Raw genomic sequence first — 26,910 nt, forward strand, 5'->3', positions numbered from 1 at the left:
TTTGTTTCATATTATAACGGACGATTTGGCGTTTGTGTTTTTTCATGTACGGCAAGGAGGCGTTGTTTCAATTCCTCTTCCATACGGGCGATTTCCACTTCAGCCGCTTTTCGTTTCGCGCGTCCGTCCGCTTGGATGACAAGCGTTTCTTCGATTGTTTGGATTAAGTTCTCTTGTGTTTTCTTCAATGTGTCGATTTCGACAATGCCACGTTCGTTTTCCTTCGCTGTTTCAATCGAGTTCACTTTTAGCATTTCAGAGTTCTTCAATAGAAGGTCATTCGTCGTTTTTGTGACAAGACGTTGTGATTCGACGGCTTTACGTTGTCTATTTAGTGTCAAAGCGATAGCGATTTGGTTCTTCCATAACGGGATCGATGTCATGATAGAAGATTGGATTTTCTCAGCGAGCGTCTGATTCGTCTGCTGAATCATTCGGATTTGCGGAGCGCTTTGAATTGTAATCTGTCTAGAAAGCTGAAGATCGTAGAGTCTTTTTTCCAACCGATCAAGAAATTGTCCCATATCATTCACTTCTTGGAATGCCATTTGGTCATTCGAAAGTTCCGCTTTCCTTTGCATTTCGGGAATAATGACGTTCGCAATTTCATCTCGTTTTAGCTCTGCAGCCGCGATATAGACATTCAGAGCCTGGAAGTAAGTCTTGTTCTGTTCGTAAAGACTATCAAGCATTTGAACATCTTCAAGCAAGCCGCGTTTGGAATGTTCCAATTGAACACCGATGCGATCGATCTGCGTGCTTAGCTTTTGGTATTTTGTCATCATTTCCTGGATAGATCTTTTAGCTTTGCCGAAAAGACGGCTAAGTCCAGACTTTTTCTTCTCGGTCAAGTCTTCAGGATCAATTTCCGATAGCTTGCTCATTAAATCGCTTAATACATCTCCGACAGGGCCGATATCTTTGCTCTGTACATGGTCCAACATTTTATGGGAGAAACTTGATAATTGATTTTGTGCATTTGTACCGTATGTGATAATTGCTTCATAATTGCCTACAGGAATCTGCTCGGCCAGCTGCTTCGCCTTTTCCTGCTCCTCAGGCGATAGACGATCCAATAATTTCACAGCGACTTGGCCTTTTGTTTGCTCCGTCTGCATTTCTTTCGGCAAAAGAGGTTCATTCATGTTAAATGGATTGTCCAAAAGGTCATCCATTGTTGTCACCTCTGAATTTGTCATATTATTTTCCGTCATTATGCATTTCTCCTTTCATCTCAAGCAACGGTCTATTCTTTTTCATCGTTACATCCACGTAATCCAGCTCGAGCTGAAGCTGTTCAATATCAGTTGCCAATGCGCCTCTTAAATCCTGCTCCAATTGTTTGTTCACTTCAGTTAATGTTTCCCTTGTATGTTGGAGGGCAACTCTAATTTCTTGATCTTTCAATGGTTGATTAACTAGCATCGCATATTTGGAAGTCAATTCGACTGCTGAATCCAGATGGGAATAGAAAAATCTTTCAACATGATAGAACTTTTTAGGGTTTTTGCGTACTATGGTAAGAATCCTTTTTGCCAAGTTATTCATCTCGTATACTTGTTTGAATGCTTGGACAGAGCGGACTTGACCGTATAAACCATTCAATTGCTTAATTTTTGATTTTGCCTCGGTAATTTGAGTTTTAATATGTTTATATTCCGATCTGGACATACCGAGCTCTTTGACATTCGACGAAAGCTGTATTTGTTTAATCGTGAAGTTGCCGCCTAAGTATATTGCAATCATCAGGCCTGTTGCAGCGAATGGATTCATGCCTGCAGCAAGTATCATCGCTAACCAAGAACCGAAGCTGATTGGCGCTGCTATTAAATGCCTTTGGAAAAACTGTTTAACTTCTTGCATCGTCTACAGGCCTCCTTATATTTTCTTTACTCTTTATTACGTTTGAAATGACCAAAAGTTTCATCCCTTTAGTTCAATTATACCTGATTTGCGAGCGAAATACATTCTAATGAATGTATGAATTCATTTACTTGGATAGTTTCTCTGAATTTGTTAAAATGAATCCACTCATGGCCTTTCGGATAGGGGGAACGAAATATGAATTATGAAGTTGTCTATATGAAAGCAGACTACGAGCCGTGGTGGATGTTCGAAGACTGGGAGAAAATGATCCAGTCGAGACAAGCCTTTGAAACCGCTAACGAGGCTTTGGAGTATTTATTTGATTTAAAAAAGAAATTCGGGGCAAAATATAAGTACCAAGAAGAGAGGAAAGATTGCTTTTTTGCTTATTGGACAGATAGTGAACGTATATTTTGCGAGGGCTGTGACGAAGATTTGCAAATGTTCCATGGGATCATTTTCTTGGCGGACGGTAAACCAACTTCCGTTACATCGATAAATAATTCGAATATTTGATATTGTTATATTGACAAATACATTGGGTATGGTATAGTAGCAGTAATATAAAACGATATACCGAAGCAAACGTATTCACGTATTACAAAAGGTGATCGGCGTTGTCGGTGCTTTTTGTAATATGTGAATTTTTTTGTTCATGTATTAGTAAAGTACAATTATTTGGAGGTAGTCACAGATGAAACAAGGTACTGTAAAATGGTTCAACTCTGAAAAAGGCTTCGGATTTATCGAAGTTGAAGGGGAAGACGATGTATTCGTACACTTCTCCGCAATCCAGGGAGACGGATTTAAAACTTTGGACGAAGGTCAACAAGTTGAGTTCGAAGTTGTAGAAGGCAACCGTGGTCTTCAAGCTGCTAACGTAGTTAAATTATAATTCGTCAGATAAAAGAGGCGCCTTAACCGGTGCCTCTTTTTTACTACACAAAAGCGGAGGCGGCCTGAATAGATACGACAGGCATAAGGCGAAGATGTGAAGTGGCGGTCTTTGCCACGCAACATCTTTGACTTATGATCCCGAGTATCTGGCTGCCGAAGCTAGACGATACAAAAGCGGAGGGCGCTTGCAAAAATGCGACAGGCAAAGCCGTTACGTAGAACGGCTTTTGCGAGCAATGTCTTCTGCGACCTTAAGGGAGCAAAAGCGAAGCGTTGGGAGCAATGGTTTTTGCCACGCAACATCTTAGACTTATGACCCGAGCAAATCGAACGGCGAAGGGTTCGATTTGCCGTATTTCTGCGAATTCCGCAGAAATGAAGGCAGTCATTAGCGCCCGGAGCTAGACGATAAACTACTCAGGTTTGGTGACAGACTCCAATGTTGACGTAACGATGAAATCTTCATCTTCATCAACCGTTTGCATAATTGACTCCCGTTTTACTTCACCGTAGCCTTCCACAAAATATTTACGGTTAACGAAGTCGTCGCCTTTTTCTTCTATGACGAATGCATGGTCGAATGTCTCATAAGGCGTTTCAACGGTTACATCCGTTTCGACGATTTCCCATCCGTCGAATGTCGTTCCGACTTCAAACGGCTTTTTTAAGTAAACTCCTATCGGCTCCATTGCTTCGATCTCTTGCTGGGAAGGGAAGTCCTCATTCAAATCAACCGCTTTTTCTTCCATTTTCGTAATTTGGTCTTTCTCAATCTTGTAAATACGCCTAATCAAAGCCCCGCCATTATTTTCATGCACAATTACATAATCCTCATACGGGTGGGCAAAATCTATGTCCAACTCCGCAAATTCATTTCCTTCCCCTTTAAATTGCGCTTTCGATCCAGCGGGAAGGAAGTAGTCGAGTAATGATTGATCGTTCTCGTTCGTTTGTCCGTTCGGCTCTTCGGTTTGCTCTTTTTGTCCGTTCGGATTTGATGATTCATCGCTATTTCCTGAATTGTTCAAGCTCGTCGTGTTGTTTGTGCAACCTGAAAAGATTAATGCGCTAAACAAAACATGAACGAATATGGATTTCCTTCTCATCTACTTCACACTCCTTTTCAGTAGTATTACCGATTACATCATGAATATCCTTATACATTTCCATAACCGATATTGCAATTACAAAACGAAAAAACCGCTTTCCATGAAAGGAAAACGGTTTAGTATTAGTTGGAAACAGCTTGTTGCTCTTTCCATTCCAAATATTCGTCATACTGCATCATTTTATCGAAAATCGTACCATCTTCGCGAATTTCAATAATTCGATTTGCAACTGTTTGGATGAACTGCTGGTCATGAGAAGTGAAAATCATAGCTCCTTTGAAAGCGATCAATCCATTGTTCAGCGCTTGAATCGATTCCAAGTCCAAGTGGTTCATCGGTTCATCAAGCAAAAGGACATTGGCATTCGTCAACATCATTTTGGAAAGCATGCAACGAACTTTTTCTCCACCGGATAAAACGGATGGTTTCTTTTTAACTTCTTCGCCGGAGAAGAGCATACGGCCAAGGAAGCCACGTAAAAAAGTTTCGGTTTGATCTTCAGGTGAATATTGGCGAAGCCATTCCACTAATGAGGATTCCGATCCTTCGAAGTACTCGCTGTTATCAAGGGGGAAGTAAGAACGTGTTGTCGTTACGCCCCATTTGAATGTTCCGGAGTCCGGTTGAGCCTCTTCTGCAAGGATTTCCAACAATGCCGTTTTAGCTAGCGGATTCCCTAAAAGTATGATTTTATCTTCTTTATTCATCGTGAACGTGACGTCTTTTAACATCACTTTGCCATCTTGTGTTTTAGACAAATCTTTAACAGCAAGCACATCATTTCCGATTTCGCGGCCAATTTGGAAATTGACGAATGGATATCTGCGGGAAGATGGCTTGATATCATCCAATTCGATTTTTTCAAGCGCTTTTTTACGGGAAGTCGCTTGTTTCGATTTAGAAGCATTCGCACTAAAGCGAGCGACGAAAGCTTGCAATTCTTTAATCTTTTCTTCTTTTTTCTTGTTTTGGTCTTGAGCCATTTTTAACGCTAATTGGCTGGACTCATACCAGAAATCATAGTTTCCTGGGTAAAGCTGAATTTTTGAAAAGTCGAGGTCGGCAATTTGAGTACATACCTTATTCAAGAAGTGACGGTCATGCGAAACGACGATGACTGTATTCTCAAAATCGATAAGGAATTCTTCTAGCCATTGAATTGCTTTCAAGTCCAAGTGGTTCGTCGGCTCATCCAGTAATAAGACATCCGGCTTTCCGAATAATGCTTGTGCAAGGAGCACTTTCACTTTTTCCGAACCGCTCAGCTCAGACATTTTCACATGGTGAAGGCTTTCTGGAATGCCTAGTCCTTGAAGAAGGATGGCAGCTTCCGATTCAGCTTCCCAGCCATTCAACTCAGCGAACTCACCTTCGAGTTCCGCTGCGCGCATACCATCTTCGTCAGAGAAATCCTCTTTCATATAAATTGCATTTTTCTCGGTCATAATGTCATATAGACGTTGATGCCCTCTAATGACCGTGTCGAGCACTTCGTTTTCTTCGTACTCAAAGTGGTTTTGCTTCAGGACTGCTAAACGCTCATCTTTGTTCATGATGACGTTGCCTGTTTGAGGTTCCAGTTCGCCGGACAAAATTTTAAGGAACGTCGATTTACCAGCTCCATTTGCACCGATCAATCCATAACAATGACCAGGGTTGAACTGTATATTCACATCTTCAAACAGTTTACGGTCACCGAATTGAAGACTTACATTACTGACTGCTATCATAAAAATCCTCCTAAATTCACAATGCTCCTATTATAACATGGATTCTTTCCTGAGTGGTATGGGTTCGATTCGTTTTAAGCACTTTTTCGACTCGTCTCGTGTATGATTGTATTGGAAGTTTTGCACCAGCGATTTTTTCTATTCAATCTTCGCTTCGATTCCACAAAAAAATCCCCATCTTAGGGGATCAACATTTGAAAACACTCCGTTGCCGGTAGGCGTCCAATAAGCATAATTCTTTATTCAGTAAATATTCCATCCGTACGTAATCTTTTTTGGTCGGAACAGCATGCTTATCCAATCCGGACATCGAAAACAACAAATAATAGTCCTTCACTTTCCGAAAAAGGAAAACGGTGTGGGGGAATTCATCAAATATACATTTTACTTGGTACTTGCGTGTATATTCCCAATGAAGAAGTTTCATACAAATCTTTCCTTTCAAGATTAGTATAGTAGAAAATAGGAAAGAACACAAGTTCCCAAGTCTGATAAAGGAGATTATTGATGTCACAACGTATTTCAAAACATAACGCCATTTTACTCATCATTACTATTTTTGCCGTGTCGGTCAATATGAGACCGGCTATAACATCAATTGGACCGATGCTTGATATTATAAGAGATGACTTATCATTGACGAATGCACAAGTGAGCTTATTGACGGCATTGCCAGTCTTTTGCATGGGTCTCTTTGCATCTTTATCGCCCTTTTTGAATCGTACGATAGGGTTGACTCGTTCCATGTATCTCATGCTCATTATTATCGGCTTCATGACGATGCTTCGAGGGTTTTATTCGAACTACATATCTTTACTTATCTCTGCAATTTTTATAGGAATTGCAATAGCTGTCATGGGACCACTACTTTCCGCAATGATTAAACAAAGTTTTCCTGAACGGTCAACAAGTGTCATCGGTGTTTATTCATTTGGGATGGGGGTCGGTTCGTCATTAGGTGCAGGTCTGACTGCAATATTTTTCGAATCAACAGGTTCTTACCCGTTTGCACTCGGCATTTGGGCTGTTTTAACGATTGCAGGCATATTCCTTTGGAAGATTTCAGTGAAAGGCGATATGAATGTTCAGCAAGAGGGAAGTGACAAGACTGAAATAAGGAAAGCCGATGCAGTGTCTCCTTGGCGCAAGAAGAAAGCTTGGCTGTATCTGATCTTTTTCGGTTTGCAGGCGTCGAGTTTCTTTTGCATCATCACGTGGATTGTACCAGTTGTGACGGATGCGGGTATGTCTCTCGTTCAAGCAAGTATGCTGTTATCTTTAATGATGACGCTTCAGATCGTATTGAATCTAATATTTCCGATTGTGTATGAACGTTTTCCGAAAAGGAAGTTCTGGCTGCTTCTATTTTTAACGATGGGATTAATTGCATTTGGTTTGCTTTGGACTGGAGGAAGCACACTAATGTGGGTCAGCGCTGTTCTCATGGCGATTCCGCTTGCCGGCTTATTCCCGATTGCATTATTGTTTCCATTGGACGCGACGGAAACGCCGGATGATACGAATGCTTGGACAGCTATGATGCAGACCGGCGGCTATCTAATTGCCGGGTTTTTACCGTTATTGATTGCGTTGATTTACGACTGGACTGGCGATCATCATTATACATTGATGATATTCATGGGGTTGTTTGTTGCTATGATAATATTAACGTTCATGATTGGAGAGCGGGAATCGAAAGGACAATAGAGTATAGCAATTCAGGGTGTCCTTCAATAACGAAAATCGCCAGAACGGCTCGCTTTCCGCGGGCGTCGCCTATCCGGTGCTCCCAACGCTACGCTTTTGCTCCCTTAAGGTCGCAGAAGACATTGCTCGCAAAAGCCGTCCTTCGTGACGGCTTTCGCAGGAGTCTCGCCTTTTCTGACGATTTTCTAAAGCGAAATTTAAAATATAAACCGGCCATGGAATCCTCCAAAGCCGATTTCTTTAATTGACTTATTTCCAATGCTCATTTATGAATTCGTCGCGGCCTGATTTGGCGCGGTCTTCTTCATAGTGGGCTTCTTCTTTTTTGTAGTAGTCTTGGTGGTATTCTTCAGCGCGGTAAAACGTCTCTGCTGGTCGGATATCTGTTACGATCGGCTTCGTAAACCTGCCGCTATTCGCGAGCATCTCTTTTGAATGTTCAGCCGCGTTCTTTTGCTCTTCATTATAATAAAAGATGGCAGTCGTGTACGAATGCCCGCGGTCGTGGAATTGTCCGCCTGCATCTGTCGGATCGATTTGCGGCCAATATAGTTCTAGCAGTTTTTCATATGTAAAGACAGAAGGATCGTATGTGATTTCGACGACTTCCAAATGTCCCGAATCTCCTTTTTTCACGTCCTCATACGTTGGATTTTCAACATGTCCACCCATATAGCCCGAAACGATATCAATAATGCCGTCCCATTCCTTGAATGGCTTTACCATGCACCAAAAGCATCCGCCGGCAAAAGTCGCTTTTTCAACTACTTCACTCGTCATTATTTATAAACTCCTCTCCGATTCATCACTTAAATTGTAGCACACGAAAGAAAGGCTGCCTACGACCTTGCCCGTAGTCACCCTTTCCCCGAAGTGCCAATGAGTGGTTGTGCTTATTGTTTTATCGCTTAGTAGACGAAGCTTGCCCCGACAATGATCAACAGGATGAAAAGCACAACTATCAAAACAAAGGAAGAACCGTATCCGCTTCCGCCTCCGTATTCACGTCCCATTTATACCACCACCTTCAATATAGACTATGCTCTTTGTCGATGAATGCGTGGGGAATCGACCAATAATTGAAGCATATTATTGAGGTCAACCATGGTATACTATCGATATACATACGCAACCAATGACATTCAACAATCGTCCTATAGGTGACTTTACAATATGGAGGAATTAAACTTGAACGAAGACCAGTACGAAGGCCCGGTGCCTAGAAGAAGAAGGAGAAGGAAATTACGGATCGGCAGAGTTTTTTTCACGATTCTCTTTCTTGGCTTCATCGTGGCGGGATTGTATTCATACTTTCAATATAACGAAGGAAAGTCATTGGCTAATGGGAATGTCATCGATCCCGGTCCGTTTTCCGGAGATATTATCGATCCTCAAAACCCATCAGTCGAAAATTATTTGCTATTAGGTGTTGACGATGATGGAAGCGGAAGGTCCCGCACTGACACAATGATGGTCCTTTCGTGGAATAAACAAGAAGGGGCGATCCGCCTTGTTTCGTTCATGCGGGATATATACGCAGATATTCCTGGATATAAATCATATAAACTTAATACCGCTTATTACTTAAACGGAGTACAGACTGTCAAGGATACGATTACCGGCATGTTCGGAATCCCTATTCACCATTACGCCATTGTAGATTTTGATAATTTTGAGTCGATCATCGATATTGCCTTTCCAGATGGTATAACGATCAACGTTCAAAAAGAGATGTCCGAAAAGATTGGCGTCACTCTCATGCCAGGCGAACAACAGTTGAATGGTAAAGAACTACTTGGATATGCGCGGTTCCGTGCTGATGCTGAAGGGGACTTCGGTAGGGTTGCAAGGCAGCAAGAGGTCATTTCAGCTTTGAAAGAAGAGGCGCTAAGACCAGGAATGCTTCTTCATGTACCGAAATTGTCCGGTGCTTTATCGGGCTTCATTGCGACGGACTTAACGACGAAGGATGAAATTTCAAAAGCATTCACGCTTATCATGAACGGAAAAGCGGACCTTGAAACAATGACGATTCCTGTCGAAGGCACATATCGTTTCAACTCTTATTCACATGCAGGATCGGTAATCGAACTTGACATTGAGAAGAATAAAGAGACGCTTGCAGCTTTTCTTGATATGGAACTTGAGTGATGGGAAGTGGGGGAGTCAATGGATAACATAAAATCGTCGGAGCAAAATAAAGAAATGAATGATGGAACACCGCGGATTATCCGTTTTCTTGGAGGACGAGCAACAATGTTCGTACTCCTTTCCGTTCTGTTAATCGGCTTGATCATTTTAGTATTTAGCAAAGTTGCATTCATTTTTTACCCTATTAAAGTATTCTTTTCAACTGTCGTGCTGCCGATTATATTGGCGACGATTGCGTATTATCTATTGAGGCCTATTCTTCGGATATTGGAACGTTTAAGAATCCCGAGGATATGGGGGATCTTCATAATATTCGTCGGTCTCATCGGCTTAATCACTTTAATCGTATTTCTTATATATCCTTTTTTGAAGAATCAATTTGCGAATCTGATTGAAGAGTTTCCTACATATTTCACACAAATGCTTATTAATGTTGATACATTTTTACGGAATTCAATATTTGAAACGTATTATAAGGAAATGAATATTAATATTAACAGTATATTGGATAATGGCTTAGGGAATATTGGTAAAATATTTACAGACACTGTTGGCGGAATCGCTTCAGGCATAACATCTTTCATATCAGCATTGACAGGATTCATACTCGCAATCGTCACGGTTCCATTCATCCTATTTTATCTATTGAAGGATGGCGAAAAGCTTCCTCAGATGATCAAAAAAATGCTGCCGCCACGCCTTCGGGATGATGCCGATTCTATTCTGAAAGATGCTGATCATCAGATCGGGGCTTATATCCAAGGGCAAATTCTTGTAGCTATTAGTATTGGAATTATGGTCACTATCGGATTTTACATCATAGGCATGGATTATGCGCCACTATTAGGGGCGTTAGCTATGATTACGAGCGTTGTCCCGTATTTAGGCCCTCTTATCGCAATTACGCCCGCAGTTATTATTGCCATCGTCACTTCGCCGTTCATGCTCGTGAAACTGGCTGCAGTGTGGACAATCGTTCAATTAGTGGACGGGAAATTCATATCTCCGCAAATCATGGGGAAATCATTAAGAATCCACCCGATAACGATTATTTTTGTTTTGTTGACTGCAGGCTCTCTATTTGGTGTTGCTGGAGTAGTCTTAGGAATACCAGGATACGCTTTACTGAAAGTGGTATTCACGCATTTGTTTAAACTGCTAAAGATAAGATATAACAATTATGAGCCGGATTCTGAAATGCATTATGAAGATGTAGTTCGATCTAAGGAGTGACGTCCAATCTTGGACGTTCACTTTTTGCTCGATAATAATATTATGTAAACTAGTATAAAGAGAAGGAGAACAACGAATAGAAGGAGGCACCCCAACGTACATTGGGGTGCCTTTTCCTATTCTGTTTCATATATAATGCTGCCGGTCAGTGAAAGGTCATATCCGCCGAGCGCCCCGATTTCACGTTGGAAATCTTGTGAGCGGAGGATGGATAGAATCGTGTTTCTGACAAATTCATTTTCAAGCGTTTTGAACATAACGAGATCATATTGCTCGTGGACGAGGGGAATGAAATCTACTCCTACCAATGTCGCAGCTTTTTCAATGCCTACGCCGACATCCGCAATTCCGGATGCTACTTTACTTGCGACGGCAATATGATTCATTTCCTCCATATGATAACCGTCGATTGTATGAGGGGTGATGCCTTCTAAGCGTAATTTCTCATCGAGCAGCACTCTTGCTCCCGATCCAATTTCTCTGTTGACCATTTTTATGTTTTGGTTACTGAAATCTCTCCACGTCCGAATATTTTTCGGATTGTTCTTTTGTACAAACAGGCCAGCAGACCGTGATAATAAATTGATGACAACGTATTGACGTCCCGTTAGTATCTTTTGGATGTATGGAAGATTATAAGTCCCTGTGTCTCCATCGAAAAGATGGGTACTAACGATGTCGGCTTCTCCTTTGTACATTGCTATCAAGCTATTCAGGCTGCCGGTATACGAACGTAGAGGACTGGTAACCGCGCCGGACCTCCCAATTGCATTTGCGAGTAGATCTAAGGTAATATCTTGTCCGCTAATTATCAGCTGCCGAGTAGGGGATGGCTGGAATCGTAGGGGAGGAGGGGCGGGTTCGGTTGGTTGGATCAAAGGTTCCGACTTTGGCACGGATTCATTGTCTTCTTTTTCAATTACTCCGCCACTTTTTGATTTCTCTTTATAAGCTTCAAGATCCTCCGCATCAATCCGCATTTGCCTACCGACCCGGTATGCACGAAGCTCACCTTTTTTAATAAGATCATAAACGGTCAATTTGGAGACTTTCAGCAGATCAGCGATTTCTTCGGTCGTATATGAAGCTGCTTGATGGTTAGTCATAAGTAACCTCCTGTCGCATTGCTACTTCTATTTTCCCTTATAGCAACTAAAAAAGCAATCTATTCAGATATGACTAAGAATATTGAATTATATTTAGTTGTGTTTAGATATAACTAGATATATTTAGTTATATTATGTTATATATAAAGATAGGTAATAGTAAGAAAATAAAGGGGGGTAAAAGATGAACAATTTAGTTAAATGTTTACTTCTTTTTGTGATCATGGCCATTCCTTTCGGTTGCAGTTCTAAAGGGAATGAAGGTGCAGAAAAAACTAAGCTATCAATTTCTGCAGCAGCGAGTTTAACAGATGCATTGAATGAATTGAAGCAGGTGTATGAAAGCGAACATGACGATGTGGAAATCACGTTGAATTTGGGCAGTTCAGGTAAACTTGCAACACAAATCGAACAAGGTGCCCCATCCGACATTTTTTTATCAGCAAGTCAAAGAGATATGGAAAGGCTATCTGATAAAGAATTGGTCAACGAGTCATCCGTCATGGATTTCACCAAAAACTCTATTGTATTAGTAGCGAATAAGTCGACTGAGAATCCATTGACATCATTCGAACAGCTTGGCGACGATGCGTTCGATCATCTTTCCATCGGTGAACCGGAAACTGTTCCAGTAGGGCGCTATACAAAGGAAGTTCTGGAGCACCTGCAATTGTGGACGCCTTTACAAAATAAACTTGTTATGGGATCGGACGTGCGTCAAGTACTGACACATGTGGAATTGGGAAATGCGGAATATGGAATTGTGTACTCGACAGACGCTTTTGTGTCGGATAAAGTGGTCGTAGTGGCGGAAGCCGATCCGGCTTGGCATACTCCGATCGTATACCCGGGAGCTGTCGTAAAAGATTCAAAGCATCCTGAACAAGCACAGGAGTTTCTTGATTTTCTAACAGGAGATGAAGGAAAACAAATTCTTCAGAAATATGGATTCAAGTAAGGAATGAGGGGGAAACGTGACAGATATTGATTTTTCGCCTTTACTGCTATCTTTAAAAGTCGCTGCCATTTCGACAGTTGTCGTCTTCATAATGGGCGTCTTTTTCGCAAGGCTATTTGCTAGAAAGCATTTTTTCGGTAAAACAGTTATTGAGTCTGCCTTCATGCTTCCGCTCGTTCTGCCGCCTACCGTAGTCGGCTTTGCCCTTCTTATCCTATTCGGCAAGCATGGCTGGATTGGCAAATGGTTGTTGGAATGGTTCGACGTCCAAATTGTTTTTACTTGGATAGGTGCTGTAATCGCATCGATCGTCGTTTCGTTTCCATTAATGTACCAAAGTGCCGCGGCTGCATTTGACAGTTTGGACAATCGTCTTGAAAATGCAGCCCGGACGTTAGGGGCATCAGAATGGCGGGTGTTTTGGACAGTGGCCTTTCCTCTCGCTTGGCCAGGCCTTCTTGCTGGCCTCGTCCTCTCATTTGCAAGGGGGCTTGGGGAATTCGGAGCTACTCTTATGCTTGCAGGATACATACCTGGGAAGACCGATACCATTCCGATGGCCATCTACTTTGCGGTCGAAGCAGGTCAGATGGAGAAAGCTACGTTGTGGGTTGTGATCATTGTTGCATTAGGTTTTAGCACAATCACATGGCTGAATTGGTGGAGCCGCCGGAACATGAGACGTTTTACAGATCAAAATCGAAACAGGTGATTGAATGCTGGAAGTGAGCATCGAAAAACGGTTATCCCATTATGACTTGAAAGTCGATTTTACAGTTGACGATGAAATCCTCGTTCTTTTCGGGCCATCCGGTTCTGGGAAAACAACTATTTTGAATACGATTGCAGGATTGACGCAGCCTGACGAAGGATCAATCAAATTGGGGGACAAATCATTTTTTCGAGGGAAAAAGGAAAGCATGTCAGTCCAGGCACGGAATGTAGGGGTGCTTTTCCAAGACTATGCTTTGTTTCCGCATATGACGATCGGGCGAAACATTCGCTACGGTATGAAACGGAAAGATGAGGAGCATACATTTGTTTTCGATCAACTAATGCAAGTCCTTGGCATTCAGCATCTTTTGTCCAAGTATCCTCATCAAATATCCGGCGGAGAAAAGCAGCGCGCAGCTCTTGCCCGTGCTTTGGCGACAGAGCCATCTATTCTTTTACTGGATGAGCCGCTATCCGCTTTGGATAAACAAACGCGAACTGAATGCCAAGACGAACTGATCCGCTTGCATGATATGTGGAAAATCCCGTTCATCATCGTGACACATGATGTAGAGGAAGCCGAGAAACTTGGGGACCGAATTTTATTTCTCGACCGTGGAAAAATTATTGATGAAAAATAATGCAAAATGCCCTGTAACTCTCTAATGACCACAGGGCATTTTGTTTTATTCCAATTGAGAAAGCAAAACAGCGTAATCTTCTGCATCATCTACATCGAATACGAGCCTCGGATCATGGCACGGCAACTGTTTTCCTGCAACAACTGACGCTCCGCGTAATATCTCCCTTGCGCCTTGATCGCCATGAACTTCCAAAAGGACAGGGAAAAGGTCTCGAGTAAAGAGAATTGGGGGTTTCATCGTTCCTTCATGAGCAGTGGCGATATATTTACTATTCGGATGCTCTTTCAAACACGCAACGATTTCATCGATCATCCGAATTGTAATAAACGGCTGATCCGCCAAGAGGACGACGATTGCTGAAGCGCCGGCTTCCATTGCATACTCAATGCCGCAACGAAGAGAAGCGGACTGTCCTGCGTCTGCATCCGTACAGATGACGACTTTGCACTTTTCATGCGACTTCAACCGTTCAGAAATCCAGGTCAAATCATCATTTTTATTGACGACGATACAGATGCTATCTAATGAAGATTGTATTGCGGTGTCGAGCGCCAAGCTGCCTAACGCCATTTTTCCAACCGCAAGCGATAATTTATTCGTGCCCATTCGCCGACTCTTTCCGGCAGCTAAATAGATGCCAATGATGGACATATCGCTTTTCCTTTCCGGACGGCAATCATTTCTGCAATGACGCTGACCGCAATCTCTTCAGGCCCATCTGCACCGATCGGCAGGCCAATGGGAGAATGAAGCCAATCAGGAATCGAATGTCCTAGCAAACGCTCTGTTCTGTTTTTTGAGCCTAATAAACCGACATATAATAACGACTCGTTTTGTATAGCATGAAGGATTTCTTGATCGGCTTGGAAATCGTGCGTCATGATGACGACTAAATCAAGCTCATTGAACATTAGACGGCTTACTATTTCATTTATCGGCCCAATCTGGAAAGAAGTTGCGGTTGGAAAATGTTCATTTGTACAAAGCGCTTCACGCCAATCGCATATATGTACGGCGTATCCGACAGAAGAAGCTAATTTGGCAAACGGTCGAGCATCGGCGCCTGCGCCGAATAAGTAAACAGAAGGTGCCGGCCAAATCCATTGTTGATAGATAGGCTCGTCTTGAAGCCATTTACGGCCAGCTGAATACTGAAAAGGTTGTTTGTCAACAATCTGAATTTTCTTCTTCAAAGGTCCGTTTTTCTCGGTTTTGCTTGCGAAACAGTAATTAAATCCATTTTCCAAAGACTGCAGGAACTGTACGGGTTGCCCTTGTTGAAGTTGTTCATATAAGAATTGAAGAGACTCTTTGAACCGAGCATCGACGTCACGCAGCATAACTGTTACAATGCCGTTGCATCCAGCACCGCGTCCCCAACCCAAATCATCCTCTGCACGCAAATCAAATTCACAAATTTTTACGTCCCCCGTATGGAACATCTCCTTCGCCCGACAATGCAGATCATACTCAAGACATCCGCCGCTAAGCAAACCGATTCTACTGCCGTCCTCGAGAATGAACATCCATGCGCCTTCCTTCCTGTAAGCAGATCCTTCTACATGGATGACCGTCGCAAGGACTGCCGCCTGCCCGGATTCAACATATTTTCCGATTAATTGTGGAATCGTTCCCATTTTCATCACCTCTATATTGCATTCAATAGGCTCAGTGTCATCAACTGGCGGTCTATTTATTCGAATGTCCTTATAAAAGCCGGGCGAAGTGGCTAACCTATTTAACAGTTTGGATAAAATAGGTTGAAAAGGAAGGGAGGACGAGATCTTGCAATTTGGAAATCGAACGACAGTCGGATTTGCGGAGCAACGTATCGACACGATCGAGAAATCCACCGGAGATGCGAAATACTTAGCCGATACATTTTCCAAAGGGATGTTGCATGCCAAGGTAGCGACAAGCACAGAAGCACATGCACGCATCAAATCGATCGATACGAGCGAGGCGTGGAAAGTCCCGGGCGTACAGGCCATCATCACGGGTGAGACATATCCTTTTCCGATAGGTCCGATACTCGCCGATCGACCGCCGATCGCCTTCGAGAAAGTTCGTTATTACGGAGAACCCATCGCTGTCGTCGTCGCTGACCATCCGTACCAGGCAAAGCAGGCGGCGGGCAAAATAATTGTCGAGTATGAGCCGCTCCCAATCGTCAATTCAGTCGAACAGGCATTTCAAAATGATTCTCCGTTGATTCACGAACAATCAGGCCAGTATACGAAGATCATCGATAATGTCTATCCTGTACCCGGGACGAATATTGCAAGCCATATAAAAATTAGAAAAGGGGAATTCGGAAAAGCTTGGGCGACATGCAAAGATACATTTTCCGCTACATATTCCTTCAATTTGTCAGACCACGCGGCGATGGAGACGAGAACCGCTACTGTTGAAATTAATCCGGATGGACGAGTCATCGTCCACTCTACGAGTCAATCACCTTTTACGATCAAAAAGATCTTCAACCAGTTCTTTAATATAGATGTCGGCAAAATCATCGTTCATATTCCGATGCTCGGAGGAGCTTTCGGTGGAAAGGGAGCAGTGCAGCTGGAGCCTCTTGCATACTTGGCATCCAGTGCGCTAGGTGGAAAACTAGTCAAGCTGCAGTTCGAACGAGAAGAGGATATGATGACAGCTCCTTGCCATATCGGGTTTAATGCGATGGTCAAACTTGGCGTGAATGAAGAAGGGAAGCTCATTGCAGGGCAATACACTTTTTTAATCGAAGCCGGTGCTTATTCCGATCAAGCTGCGGGCATAACACGCGCGGCCGCTCTTGACTGTACGGGTCCTTATCACATTCCGAACGTCTGGTGCGATTCTTATTGCATGTACACGAATCACCCGTATGCCACTTCGTTCAGAGGTTACGGTCATCCTGAACTGACTTTCGCAATCGAACGGACGATGGATCGATTTGCCGAAAAATTGAAAATGGATCCCATTGAATTCAGATTGCTGAATGTCATCAAACCAGGTCATACGACACCGACGCAGTCCGTCCTGAATGCCAACAATATCGGAGACGTAGCGAAATGCATGACGCGGGCGAAGGAACTGATCGGCTGGGATGGAAAGCGGCCGGTAGTTGAAAACGGGGTAGTTCGAGCGAAAGGGGTGGCGTTGTTCTGGAAGACATCTACGACATCGACAAACGCGCAAGCTGGTGCACTGTTGAAGTTTGAAGCGGACGGCACGGTGAACTTAAGCTGTGCGGCTGTTGAACTTGGACAAGGAACGAAGACGATTTTGGCGCAACTTGCGGCAGAACGATTAAAAATGAAAGTTTCTGATATTCACGTCACGATGGAAGTGAATACGCAATACACTCCGCACCAATGGCGAACCGTTGCAAGCAGCACGACGTTTTTAGCAGGAAATGCCGTGTTGGCGGCGGCAGACGATGCCATTCGGCAATTAAAGAGAGTTGGAGCCGTCGCTTTGCAATGTTCCGAAGAAGATTTGGACGTTGGAAATGGCCGGGTTTACGTAAAAGCAAAACCGGACTTCGGCATTAATATCGAAACCATTGCACTTGGCTATAAATATCCGAACGGCCATACTGTCGGCGGACAAATTATTGGAGTTGGCGTTCATGTGCAACGGCATTTGACTCCGATGGATAAAGATACGGGCTTTGGCGATCCGGGTCCATGGTGGTCTGTCGGGGCACAAGCGGTTGAAATTGAATGGGATGAAAGTAAATACACGTATAAAATCGTGAAGGCTGTAACAGTGATGGATGGCGGCACGATCATTAATCCGATGACCGCGACTCAACAGATGCGAGGAGGGATTTTCCTTGGGCTTAGCATCGCAAGCGGAGAATCATTCGAATTCAACGATCAAGGCGTTATCCAAAATCCTGATTTGCGGACGTATCAGTTAATGAGATTCGGTGAGCAACCTAGCGAATATATTGTAGAATTCATTGAAACGCCTGCGGAAGATGGACCATACGGCGCAAGAGGGATCGGCGAATACGGAGTGATCGGAGCTGCTGCGGCATTGGCCAATAGCCTTTCATTGGCAACAAAAGTAGAACTGACTGAATTGCCATTGACAGCCGAACTCATTTGGCGTACGAGGAGTGCAACTAATGATTCCGTTCAATTTTAATTATTTTAAACCTGAATCAGTGGAAGAGGCATTGAAAGTCTATGCAAGTGAATGGAAATTAGGTAAGAAAGTCGTTTATTTCTCTGGGGGAACTGAAGTGATCACTTTTGCTCGGGGCGGAAAATTGACTGTTGATACAGTCATCGACCTGAAAGGGATTCCGGAGTGCAATGTGCTTGAAATGCAAGGAGAAGAGCTTGTCATTGGAGCCGCTGTGACATTGAACCGATTGGTGGAATCAAATTTATTTCCGTTGTTGCAAAAAACGGTGCGTACGATCGCCGATCATACGTCAAGAAATAAAATTACAATCGGTGGAAATCTCATGAGCAAACTCGGATACAGGGAAGGGATTTTGCCTTTTCTCGTAACGGATGCTCTAGCCGTCATCAACGGTCCTAAAGGGATGGGCGTCATGTCGGTAGACAAACTCGCTGCTGTGGAATTGGTGGACGGTCAGTTTTTGACGCAAATAAAAGTGTCTTCCTCGAATCTTAAGTTGCCATTCGTCCATTTGAAACGGACTCGATCATCGAATGTCGGTTATCCGATTGTCAGTTTGGCCGCATTGCGGAAAGATAACCGTATTCGAATTGCCTTCAGTGGCTTACATGAACACCCGTTCCGGTCGGCAGTAGTTGAAGGCGTTTTGAACGATGCGACAATTAGCGATGAACAAAGAGTTGAGAAGGCGATTGCCAAGCTGCCAACAAACATTACAGATGATTTTATTGCTTCAAAAGACTTCCGTCGTTTTATCTTCGGGAAACTGTTAACAGAAATGAATGCTGCTTGGGAGGGGAACGGATGATCAGCTCGAATACGAGTAAATATACGGTAGTTCCTTTGCTAGTCAACGGATCTTCCACTGACGTTATGATAAGGTCTGCTGATACATTGCTTTGTACATTGCGCGAACAGCTAGGTTTGACAGGCGCAAAGCAAGCTTGCGGAAATGGGGATTGCGGAGCATGTTCAGTATTGGTTGACGGTAAGCCTATGCATTCATGCCTCGTATTGACGATTGAAACATTGAACAGTGGAATTACGACAATAGAAGGTTTGACACATTCACCGGTGAGAAAGGCGTTTGTTGACAATTGGGCAATCCAATGCGGATATTGTACACCTGGCTTTATCGTCAATGGGCATGCATTAGTTACAGAACATCCCGATGCTGATGATGAGCGGGTTGAAGAATGGCTACAGTCAAACCTTTGCAGGTGCACCGGTTATCAGGAAATAAAAGATGCGATCAATTCCTTCATTGCTGCAAACAAGTTGGTAGATTCCAATCAGATAGAAAATCGCGGGCAGTAAAAAAGAACCCTTGGATTGCTAGCCAAGGGTTCTGTTCTATTTTTTAAAGCTTTTATTGCCAACGTTCAACGTTTCAATTAACTGCAAAGTTTGGGCGGCTTGGTCGATTTGTTTACGAACTTGTTCGAGCTGTTGTTGGACGGTGGAGGGCGATTGAGTCGCCGCTTGTCCTTGCAACTGATTCAACAGCTGCGAGACTTGCTGGAGCTGCTGTTGTGCTTGCTGAACCGACTGTGAATCGAACAAAGTACTCATCTGTTGTATCGTCTGAGATGCTTTGTTCAGTTTCTGGAGGATTTGCTTTTTCTCCGTTTGGAATTGTTGCTCTATCATCTGTTGATGTGACGATTGCTCAGTATTTTGTTGTACCATCCTTTTATTCCCCTTTCGTTCTGGTTGATCATAGTATGTCTGTATAGGAACGAGGTTAAACAAACCATTCTTCTTACTAGAAGCAAGCGATGCTATAATGTAGGGTAAATGCGGAACGTGAATGGGGGATGGCTTTGGGTGGAGGAATGGATCAACAGTTTATTATGTTTTCTGCAGTGCATCTGTCGGTTCTAATTGTAATTGCATTGCTTGTTTTCACGCTGTACTGGCAACGAAGGAAGTTACAAGAGAATGTTGCTAGATTGAAGACGCCAGAGCGATTTTTTGCATTATCATTATTAGCAATGGATATTGGTTATCATATTTGGCTCATTACGACGGGAAAATGGGGATTAGATGATGCACTTCCACTCGAATTATGCAGCATCTCTTTGTTTGTCTCGATCATCCTTCTTTTGACAGGGAATCGGCATTTAATCGATTTCGTCATTTTTGCCGGAATTGCTGGTGCCCTACAAGCACTAGCAACGCCTGTTCTCGACATGAATTTTCCGCATTTCCGCTTTTTCCATTTTTTCTATACACACGCCGGTATCATTTTGACGGGCCTTTATTTTGTTTGGGTAAGAGGATATGAACCTACGTTTAAAGGCGTATTGAAAACGATGTTGATCATCAATGCGATGTTACCGATAATTTTAACTGTAAACTGGCTGTTTGACGGGAACTATATGTTTCTTCGGATGAAACCTCAGGGTGGCAGCCTACTTGATTTTCTCGGTCCTTACCCTTGGTATATATTATCGCTGGAAGCGGTAGCATTCATACTATTTACAGTCATTTGGCTGTCTTTGCGAAAAAAGGGGAGAAAGATAGTAAGGTAGTTTTATCATTCTGTTTATTTTCTATATGGACACTATTGACCGGGAATGCTAAAATTTACTAACCGATAGCATCTGAAGGGAGTTGACGAATATGGAATCGAACAAGCAAACAGGGGAAAAAGCGAAAATCAGCTTGAAAGACGCAGTAAAACAGCAGCTTGAGGCAAAGAAGAATAAGACACAGTCGACAAAGACCAAAGGAAATCCAATTCAACAAACACCAAAAATGAAAAGCCAACAGGCAAAGAAAGTCACACAATCGAGTCGGAAAATGGGTGTCTGATTAAAAAAAGCAAGTCCCAACAAAATCGGGGGACTTGCTTTTTCCATTTAAAACTGCTTGATGAGGTTCGCCATCTCGATGGCTGATACTCCTGCGTCCCATCCTTTATTGCCAGCTTTCGTACCAGCACGTTCAACAGCTTGCTCGATTGAATCGGTCGTCAATACGCCAAAAATGACAGGCACTTCTTCTGTCATATTAAGTGAGGCGACTCCTTTAGCCACTTCATTGCATACGTAATCGAAGTGGGGAGTAGACCCTCTTATGACGGTGCCTAATGTGATGACCGCATCATATTTCTTTGAAGCTGCCATCCGTTTCGCGATGAGCGGGATTTCAAAAGCCCCAGGTACCCAAGCGATTTCAATGTTATCTGTTTCTACTCCGTGGCGGCGCAAAGCATCTTCCGCTCCACCAAGAAGCTTTCCTGTAATAAATTCATTAAAGCGAGATACGACGATCCCAATTTTAAGTCCTGTTCCGATTAAATGCCCTTCATATGTCAAAGTCATTAGTTTTTCCTCCTCAGTTATGCAATAGATGTCCTAATTTCGTCTTTTTCGTCTCCATATAGAACCGGTTGCCATCTACGACAGGCAATTCGATAGGAATTCGATTTTCGATCGTTATCCCATGTTCTGAAAGTCCTTCGATTTTTCGCGGATTGTTCGTCAACAGTTGAATTCGGCTGCAACCGAGATCGTTTAGGATTTGTGCGCTTATGAAATATTCCCGTAAGTCGTCTTCGAAACCTAAGCGGGCATTCGCCTCGACTGTGTCAAATCCTTGTTCTTGCAGCTTATATGCTTTCATTTTATTGACCAGGCCAATTCCACGGCCTTCCTGACGCATATAAACTAGTATTCCTTTCCCAGCCTCTTCAATTTGGGCAAGTGCCGCATGCAGCTGGGGACCGCAATCGCATCGGCAGGAACCGAATACATCACCCGTCAGGCATTCTGAATGAATTCTGACGAGAGGGGCAACTGTCGCCTCGGTTTCATTCATTTGACCTTTCACAAAAGCGATATGTTCACGGCCTGTCAGCTTTTCTATATAGGTAATTGCTGTGAAATCGCCATATTTAGTAGGCAAGTGAACATCGACAACCCTTTCAACGAGTTTTTCATTTCGCTTACGGTATGCAATCAACTGCTCGATCGTCAAAATGACAAGTTCATGCTTTCTGGCAATTTCCATAAGATCGTCTACACGCGCCATCGTTCCATCAGCGTTCATAATTTCGCAAATGACGCCCGCTCTAGACGCACCGGCAAGACGTGCGAGGTCAACCGCAGCTTCCGTATGCCCCGGCCGCTCCAATACGCCGTTTGCTTTCGCGACTAACGGGAAGATATGACCAGGTCTTCTGAAATCAGAAGGGGGCGAGTCGGAATGGAGCATTTTCAATATCGTTTCCGACCGTTCAAATGCGGAAATCCCAGTATGGCTAGACGCATGATCAATGCTTACTGTGAAAGCTGTTCCATGGACATCGGTATTCGTAGTTGCCATAGGAGCCAGTCCAAGATGGTCTGCCAGCTGTTGCTCAATCGGTACACAGATTAAGCCCCGACCTTCAGTAGCCATGAAATTAATCATAGCAGGGGTAGCAAAGTCAGCGAGTGCTACAAAATCGCCTTCGTTTTCACGGCTTTCGTCATCAACGACGATAATCGCTTTGCCTTTTTTTAATTCATCTATTGCTTGTTCAACCGTACTAAACATCTTTTACACCTCTTATTCCAAAAATCCGCTTTTGGCAAGTGCTTCCATTGTCAACCCGCCCGGCGGTTCAGTTTCTTTCCTAGAGACGATCCGCTCCAAATATTTCGCAAGGATATCGCATTCCACATTGACATAATCGCCGACGCGCTTATGTCCAAGTACGGAATCAGCTTGCGTGACCGGTATGAGGGATATTGTAAACCCTTGTTCTGAGATATCGAAAACAGTCAAAGAAGTCCCATCTACCGTTATAGAACCTTTCGGAACAAGATGTGATTGAAACGCAGGATCGATTTGAATATCCATATAGATTGCGTTTTCGACAGGTCTGACTGCAATAATTTCACCTATGCAATCAATGTGACCTGTAACAAAATGGCCACCAAAACGGCCGTTCGCTGCCATCGCACGTTCCAAATTCACATGATTTCCGGACTTCAACGTGAAAAGTGTTGTTGCCTTGAAAGTCTCGGGCATTACGTCCGCTGCAAATTGTGTTGTTGAAAAATTCGAGACGGTTAAACAAACACCATTGACGGAAATACTATCTCCCTTTTTTACGTCAGAGAGCACATGGCCACATGTAATTATTAATTGCAACGATGACGAACCTTTCTTTATCGCATGTAAGGTTCCAACTTCTTCAACAATACCTGTAAACAATCAGCTTGCACCTCCATTCTGAAAAAGTGCATGAAGACGGATATCTTCTCCGATTTGCTTCACGTCAACGATACGGAGCGGTTCCGATTCCGAAATCGTTATTCGGCTCTGATCCATGAAAAGGGAAGGGCCGTTACCAACCAATTTCGGAGCCATATACAAATACAGCTCATTCGCAAGACTTGAATGAATGAAACTGGAATGGACTTGGCTTCCGCCTTCCACTAACAGCATCATGATACCTCGTTCAGCAAGTCGCATAAGAACTTCATCCAAAAAATCGATATGTTCCGGTATCGTCTCGACATGAACAAATGGGAAATCGGTAAAAGTATGCGAACGATTCGATTCAAGTGTAAAAATAATCGTCTCCGCAGCTTGATCCTGAATGACATTTGCGGTTTCAGGCGTCCGTAGATGCCTATCTAAAATAATACGTGTTGGGTTCTTTCCACCATGGGGCAAGCGGGTGGTGAGGAAAGGGTTATCATGAAGAATTGTGTTAACACCTACTAAAATTGCATCATGGGTATGGCGGAGGGTATGGACATCTAGTCTCGAACTTTCAGACGTGATCCATTTGCTGTTCCCATTTTGCGTTGCAAGGCGGCCATCGAGAGTGGCGGCTGCCTTTAAAGTGACGTAGGGTTTTTTGTGTTGAATAAAATGAAAAAATGCCCGGTTGCTAAAATCCGCCTCTTCTTTACATAAATCAGTGATCACTTCAATTCCGGCATTCCGAAGAAGCCCAATCCCTTTTCCATTTACGGAAGGATTCGGATCTGTGGACGCAATGAAAACACGGCGAATGCCGCTTGCAATGATTGTCTCTGTGCAAGCAGGCGTCTTTCCGACATGTGCACAAGGTTCTAAAGTGACATAAAGATCTGCATTGACTGCATTTGAACCGGCCATACGGAGGGCATGTACTTCAGCATGAGGTGTTCCAGCTTCCATATGCGCACCTGTCCCTAAAATCTGGCCGTTTTTAACACAAACAGCACCGACGATTGGATTCGGTGACGTTTGACCGTCTGCAAGCTTCGCAAGATCTAAAGCTAACTTCATATAATCGGCGTGGTTCATCGAATTCCCCCTTTCTAATATTTGAAAGGGCGGATATATAATTTGGGCATGGTCATCAAACTCGAGCAGCTTCTCCCATCCAGACTTTCACTGTCGGTGCCGGATTTACACCAGCTCCACCGTCTTCCGTAGGGAAGAACGGGTCACGGACTGACAAGCATTGCGCTTGATCACCGCCGGTAAGGAATTTCACCTTGCCCCGAAGCGTCGTTTTGATTTGACCGATTTAAACTTAACATACTTCGAAATTAGTTGCCAAATAATTTAATCCTAATAGCTGAAATTACAAGGTAGGTAACCTATAATGAAATGTAAAGAAAAGGCGTTCAACGAGGATGGAAGCTTCATGGACATCTTCGTGCTAGGGAAGAGGGATGTTGCAAATGACTGGTTCTATCCATCAACGGAAAGCAGAGCATATTGAAATCACACTCAACGAAAAAGTGACAGGAAACCATATTACGACAGGACTGGAAAGGGTTCATTTCACTCATAACGCTTTACCTGAAATTGACTTTAATGAAATTTCCATTGAAAGTACATTTACTGAACAAGTAAGACCGACACCGTTCATGATCAGTTCCATGACTGGCGGAGCTGCTTTCGCTGAAACGATCAACCGTAATTTGGCGCTTGCCGCTGAAGAAAAAGGGTGGATTTTAGCTTTAGGATCCATGCGGGCATTAATTGAGAGCGAGGAACATAGGGCTTCATTCCAAGTGAGACAATACGCGCCGTCCGTTCCGATTATCGCCAATTTAGGCGCAGTTCAATTGAATTACGGATTTGGCATTGATCAATGCCGGCAAATTATTGAAATGACGGATGCTAATGCATTGGTGCTTCACTTAAACAGTCTTCAGGAAGTTATTCAACCGAATGGAGATTTGAATTTCAAGGATTTATTAGTGAAAATCGAAGCGCTGACAAAAGAATTGGAAGTTCCGGTAGGTGTAAAGGAAGTCGGCTGGGGAATCGATGGAGCGACAGCTAAAAAGCTGTGTGACGTCGGTGTGTCTTTCATCGACGTAGCGGGCGCAGGTGGAACATCATGGAGCCAAGTGGAAAAATACCGTTCGACCGACCCTGTTAAACAGACTGCAGCAGAAACGTTTAGCGTATGGGGCACACCGACAGTGGATTGTGTCGTTTCTGTTCGTGAAAAGATCGGCAGACAGTCGATTGTTGCAAGTGGCGGTATGTCGACTGGCCTGGACGCTGCAAAAACAATAGCATTAGGTGCTAATATTGTCGGTTTCGGGAGATCAATCTTGAAAGAAGCGACACAAACTCCAGAAGATGTCATGAGAGTTATGGAAACGAAAGAATTAGAGCTGCGCATGGCTATGTTTGGCGTTGGCGCATCTACATTGGATGAACTTCAAGCGACTGACAGAGTGCAATATGTGAAAAGATGAGTAGTTGAGTGGCCACTTGTAAAGACGAGTGGTCTTTTTTAGTTAAAACAACATTCAGTCAATTAGTTGAAAGTAGGAACATAAGTTTGTATAATAGGTAAAGGCAGCATAAAAGGAGGAATGGGAGAAGTGGCGCGTAATCCGGGCATGACAGACGAAAAAATCATTGAACTGTATAAAAGCGGGTTGCCGTATGAAAAACTTTGCACCGTTATCGGGTTGTCGGATCGTGGAATTCGAAATGTATTGATTAAGCATGGAGTCGAATTGCGTCCTGTAGGACGTCGGCGTATTCATAAAGTGAATGAGGATTTCTTCAAAACATGGTCTCATGAGATGGCTTGGGTATTGGGATTATTTATTACGGATGGCCATGTAAATAGCAAAGTTCACTCTGTATACTTAGCACAAAAAGATGAGACTTTATTGATGAAAGTAGCAAAACTAATGGATGCGAATTCGACGATTGCACAACCAACCGGTACGAGAACAACACCGATGTTGATGATAAATTCAAAAAAGATTAAGGAGGATCTAGAGCAACTTGGTGTAACACCGAATAAATCACATAATGTACCTTTTCCTGACGTGCCAGATCAGTTCATGCCTGCATTTATAAGAGGTGTTATAGACGGAGATGGTTGGGTGCAAAATCGAGGATATGTTATGAATATAACTACAGCGAGTGAATTGTTTGCAGGTGGACTTTTTACTGTATTTCAAAAATGGAATTTGCGAACGGAAATAACTTCAGAGGTTACACAATCTAAGAAAACCATTTACCGGGTCTGGGTAAAAGGAAAACAAGACCTTCCTAAACTAGCTGATATCATTTATGATGGAGCTGGTGATCTGTATAACAAGAACAAAAAATTAAGAATGATTAAACATCAATACACAGCTGAATTTGAACAAGCCATTTTAGAATTGGAGTGAAACA

29 protein-coding genes and 1 riboswitch are annotated in these 26,910 nt (G+C 43.2%); of the genes, 15 read left to right on the forward strand and 14 right to left on the reverse strand.

Going from position 1 to position 26,910, the window contains the following annotated elements; genetic code table 11:
* Nucleotides 1-11: 11 nt before the first annotated feature.
* Both AC0L13_RS08765 and AC0L13_RS08770 read right to left on the reverse strand, forming a co-directional pair.
* Entirely contained in the window at nt 12-1,214 is a 1,203-nt protein-coding gene (locus AC0L13_RS08765; RefSeq protein WP_473646003.1) for a toxic anion resistance protein, read from the reverse strand.
* The gene (locus tag AC0L13_RS08770) at nt 1,201-1,863 is read right to left on the reverse strand and encodes a 5-bromo-4-chloroindolyl phosphate hydrolysis family protein (RefSeq protein WP_473646005.1); all 663 of its coding nucleotides are present in this window, start codon (nt 1,861-1,863) and stop codon (nt 1,201-1,203) included. The genes AC0L13_RS08765 and AC0L13_RS08770 overlap by 14 nt, the downstream gene beginning before the upstream one ends.
* Before the next feature lie 198 nt (nt 1,864-2,061).
* Here AC0L13_RS08770 and AC0L13_RS08775 point away from each other — a divergent pair, with 198 nt between their 5' ends.
* Together AC0L13_RS08775 and AC0L13_RS08780 are read left to right on the forward strand one after the other, a co-directional pair.
* Nucleotides 2,062-2,382 carry a DUF1033 family protein gene (locus AC0L13_RS08775; RefSeq protein ID WP_473646007.1) on the forward strand — a complete coding sequence of 107 codons (321 nt, stop codon included), beginning with the start codon at nt 2,062-2,064 and terminating at the stop codon, nt 2,380-2,382.
* A 178-nt stretch (nt 2,383-2,560) separates the two neighbouring features.
* Nucleotides 2,561-2,761 (forward strand): cold-shock protein, encoded by a 201-nt coding sequence (locus AC0L13_RS08780; protein ID WP_060210432.1) that lies wholly within the window; start codon nt 2,561-2,563, stop codon nt 2,759-2,761.
* A gap of 415 nt (nt 2,762-3,176) precedes the next feature.
* On the opposite strand, the gene AC0L13_RS08785 is transcribed toward AC0L13_RS08780, so the two are convergent.
* Both AC0L13_RS08785 and AC0L13_RS08790 read right to left on the reverse strand, forming a co-directional pair.
* A complete protein-coding gene (locus tag AC0L13_RS08785) occupies nt 3,177-3,869 on the reverse strand; it encodes a hypothetical protein (protein ID WP_473646009.1) in 693 nt (230 codons plus the stop codon).
* Between the two features lie 125 nt (nt 3,870-3,994).
* Nucleotides 3,995-5,602, reverse strand: a complete 1,608-nt coding sequence (locus AC0L13_RS08790; protein ID WP_473646013.1) for an ABC-F family ATP-binding cassette domain-containing protein — start codon at nt 5,600-5,602, stop codon at nt 3,995-3,997.
* Between the two features lie 507 nt (nt 5,603-6,109).
* On the opposite strand from AC0L13_RS08790, the gene AC0L13_RS08795 reads away from it, so the two are divergent.
* Nucleotides 6,110-7,309 (forward strand): MFS transporter, encoded by a 1,200-nt coding sequence (locus AC0L13_RS08795; protein ID WP_473646015.1) that lies wholly within the window; start codon nt 6,110-6,112, stop codon nt 7,307-7,309.
* 249 nt (nt 7,310-7,558) lie between these two features.
* Here AC0L13_RS08795 and msrA read toward each other — a convergent pair whose 3' ends face one another.
* Together msrA and AC0L13_RS08805 are read right to left on the reverse strand one after the other, a co-directional pair.
* A complete protein-coding gene (msrA, locus tag AC0L13_RS08800; protein WP_473646019.1) occupies nt 7,559-8,089 on the reverse strand; it encodes a peptide-methionine (S)-S-oxide reductase MsrA in 531 nt (176 codons plus the stop codon).
* 128 nt (nt 8,090-8,217) lie between these two features.
* Nucleotides 8,218-8,322, reverse strand: coding sequence for a YjcZ family sporulation protein (locus tag AC0L13_RS08805; protein ID WP_473646022.1), 105 nt, complete (start codon nt 8,320-8,322; stop codon nt 8,218-8,220).
* A 175-nt stretch (nt 8,323-8,497) separates the two neighbouring features.
* Here AC0L13_RS08805 and AC0L13_RS08810 point away from each other — a divergent pair, with 175 nt between their 5' ends.
* Nucleotides 8,498-9,460, forward strand: coding sequence for an LCP family protein (locus AC0L13_RS08810; RefSeq protein WP_473646025.1), 963 nt, complete (start codon nt 8,498-8,500; stop codon nt 9,458-9,460).
* Between the two features lie 18 nt (nt 9,461-9,478).
* Nucleotides 9,479-10,693, forward strand: coding sequence for an AI-2E family transporter (locus tag AC0L13_RS08815; protein WP_473646027.1), 1,215 nt, complete (start codon nt 9,479-9,481; stop codon nt 10,691-10,693).
* 116 nt (nt 10,694-10,809) lie between these two features.
* On the opposite strand, the gene AC0L13_RS08820 is transcribed toward AC0L13_RS08815, so the two are convergent.
* Nucleotides 10,810-11,799, reverse strand: coding sequence for a substrate-binding domain-containing protein (locus tag AC0L13_RS08820; protein WP_473646030.1), 990 nt, complete (start codon nt 11,797-11,799; stop codon nt 10,810-10,812).
* A 184-nt stretch (nt 11,800-11,983) separates the two neighbouring features.
* Here AC0L13_RS08820 and modA point away from each other — a divergent pair, with 184 nt between their 5' ends.
* From modA to AC0L13_RS08835, 3 genes are read left to right on the forward strand one after another with little or no spacing between them, the layout of a single operon-like run.
* Nucleotides 11,984-12,757 (forward strand): molybdate ABC transporter substrate-binding protein, encoded by a 774-nt coding sequence (modA, locus tag AC0L13_RS08825; RefSeq protein ID WP_473646034.1) that lies wholly within the window; start codon nt 11,984-11,986, stop codon nt 12,755-12,757.
* Between the two features lie 16 nt (nt 12,758-12,773).
* Entirely contained in the window at nt 12,774-13,469 is a 696-nt protein-coding gene (gene modB / locus AC0L13_RS08830) for a molybdate ABC transporter permease subunit (protein WP_473646037.1), read from the forward strand.
* A 4-nt stretch (nt 13,470-13,473) separates the two neighbouring features.
* Complete coding sequence (locus AC0L13_RS08835) at nt 13,474-14,112, forward strand: ATP-binding cassette domain-containing protein (protein ID WP_473646040.1); 639 nt, start codon at nt 13,474-13,476, stop codon at nt 14,110-14,112.
* A 45-nt stretch (nt 14,113-14,157) separates the two neighbouring features.
* On the opposite strand, the gene AC0L13_RS08840 is transcribed toward AC0L13_RS08835, so the two are convergent.
* Together AC0L13_RS08840 and AC0L13_RS08845 are read right to left on the reverse strand one after the other, a co-directional pair.
* Nucleotides 14,158-14,766, reverse strand: a complete 609-nt coding sequence (locus tag AC0L13_RS08840; protein WP_473646043.1) for a nucleotidyltransferase family protein — start codon at nt 14,764-14,766, stop codon at nt 14,158-14,160.
* The gene (locus tag AC0L13_RS08845) at nt 14,742-15,752 is read right to left on the reverse strand and encodes an XdhC family protein (RefSeq protein ID WP_473646045.1); all 1,011 of its coding nucleotides are present in this window, start codon (nt 15,750-15,752) and stop codon (nt 14,742-14,744) included. The genes AC0L13_RS08840 and AC0L13_RS08845 overlap by 25 nt, the downstream gene beginning before the upstream one ends.
* A 148-nt stretch (nt 15,753-15,900) precedes the next feature.
* Here AC0L13_RS08845 and AC0L13_RS08850 point away from each other — a divergent pair, with 148 nt between their 5' ends.
* Genes AC0L13_RS08850 through AC0L13_RS08860 form a run of 3 tightly spaced genes read left to right on the forward strand, consistent with a single transcriptional unit; the run spans nt 15,901 to nt 19,575 of the window.
* Nucleotides 15,901-18,255: a xanthine dehydrogenase family protein molybdopterin-binding subunit gene (locus AC0L13_RS08850; RefSeq protein ID WP_473646048.1), complete on the forward strand. Its 2,355-nt coding sequence runs from the start codon at nt 15,901-15,903 to the stop codon at nt 18,253-18,255.
* Nucleotides 18,236-19,066 carry an FAD binding domain-containing protein gene (locus AC0L13_RS08855; protein WP_473646051.1) on the forward strand — a complete coding sequence of 277 codons (831 nt, stop codon included), beginning with the start codon at nt 18,236-18,238 and terminating at the stop codon, nt 19,064-19,066. The genes AC0L13_RS08850 and AC0L13_RS08855 overlap by 20 nt, the downstream gene beginning before the upstream one ends.
* A complete protein-coding gene (locus AC0L13_RS08860) occupies nt 19,063-19,575 on the forward strand; it encodes a (2Fe-2S)-binding protein (RefSeq protein WP_473646054.1) in 513 nt (170 codons plus the stop codon). The genes AC0L13_RS08855 and AC0L13_RS08860 overlap by 4 nt, the downstream gene beginning before the upstream one ends.
* A gap of 36 nt (nt 19,576-19,611) precedes the next feature.
* Here AC0L13_RS08860 and AC0L13_RS08865 read toward each other — a convergent pair whose 3' ends face one another.
* Nucleotides 19,612-19,947, reverse strand: a complete 336-nt coding sequence (locus AC0L13_RS08865; RefSeq protein ID WP_473646056.1) for a hypothetical protein — start codon at nt 19,945-19,947, stop codon at nt 19,612-19,614.
* Nucleotides 19,948-20,081: 134 nt separating this feature from the next.
* Here AC0L13_RS08865 and AC0L13_RS08870 point away from each other — a divergent pair, with 134 nt between their 5' ends.
* A complete protein-coding gene (locus AC0L13_RS08870) occupies nt 20,082-20,792 on the forward strand; it encodes a YwaF family protein (RefSeq protein ID WP_473646058.1) in 711 nt (236 codons plus the stop codon).
* 91 nt (nt 20,793-20,883) lie between these two features.
* Complete coding sequence (locus AC0L13_RS08875; protein ID WP_473646060.1) at nt 20,884-21,075, forward strand: hypothetical protein; 192 nt, start codon at nt 20,884-20,886, stop codon at nt 21,073-21,075.
* A gap of 47 nt (nt 21,076-21,122) precedes the next feature.
* On the opposite strand, the gene ribH is transcribed toward AC0L13_RS08875, so the two are convergent.
* From ribH to ribD, 4 genes are read right to left on the reverse strand one after another with little or no spacing between them, the layout of a single operon-like run.
* On the reverse strand, nt 21,123-21,587 hold the full coding sequence (ribH, locus tag AC0L13_RS08880) for a 6,7-dimethyl-8-ribityllumazine synthase (RefSeq protein WP_473646062.1): 465 nt from the start codon (nt 21,585-21,587) through the stop codon (nt 21,123-21,125).
* Between the two features lie 13 nt (nt 21,588-21,600).
* Nucleotides 21,601-22,803: a bifunctional 3,4-dihydroxy-2-butanone-4-phosphate synthase/GTP cyclohydrolase II gene (locus tag AC0L13_RS08885; RefSeq protein WP_473646064.1), complete on the reverse strand. Its 1,203-nt coding sequence runs from the start codon at nt 22,801-22,803 to the stop codon at nt 21,601-21,603.
* A gap of 12 nt (nt 22,804-22,815) precedes the next feature.
* Complete coding sequence (gene ribE, locus AC0L13_RS08890; protein WP_473646066.1) at nt 22,816-23,466, reverse strand: riboflavin synthase; 651 nt, start codon at nt 23,464-23,466, stop codon at nt 22,816-22,818.
* Nucleotides 23,467-24,552 carry a bifunctional diaminohydroxyphosphoribosylaminopyrimidine deaminase/5-amino-6-(5-phosphoribosylamino)uracil reductase RibD gene (ribD, locus tag AC0L13_RS08895; protein WP_473646068.1) on the reverse strand — a complete coding sequence of 362 codons (1,086 nt, stop codon included), beginning with the start codon at nt 24,550-24,552 and terminating at the stop codon, nt 23,467-23,469.
* A 63-nt stretch (nt 24,553-24,615) separates the two neighbouring features.
* Nucleotides 24,616-24,763: riboswitch (FMN riboswitch) on the reverse strand.
* A 172-nt stretch (nt 24,764-24,935) separates the two neighbouring features.
* Between ribD and fni the strand changes: the two genes are divergently transcribed.
* Together fni and AC0L13_RS08905 are read left to right on the forward strand one after the other, a co-directional pair.
* On the forward strand, nt 24,936-25,970 hold the full coding sequence (gene fni, locus AC0L13_RS08900) for a type 2 isopentenyl-diphosphate Delta-isomerase (protein ID WP_473646070.1): 1,035 nt from the start codon (nt 24,936-24,938) through the stop codon (nt 25,968-25,970).
* A 120-nt stretch (nt 25,971-26,090) separates the two neighbouring features.
* Nucleotides 26,091-26,906, forward strand: coding sequence for an LAGLIDADG family homing endonuclease (locus AC0L13_RS08905; protein ID WP_473646072.1), 816 nt, complete (start codon nt 26,091-26,093; stop codon nt 26,904-26,906).
* Nucleotides 26,907-26,910 lie beyond the last annotated feature (4 nt).

The organism is Sporosarcina sp. QA0331 (assembly GCF_055808055.1).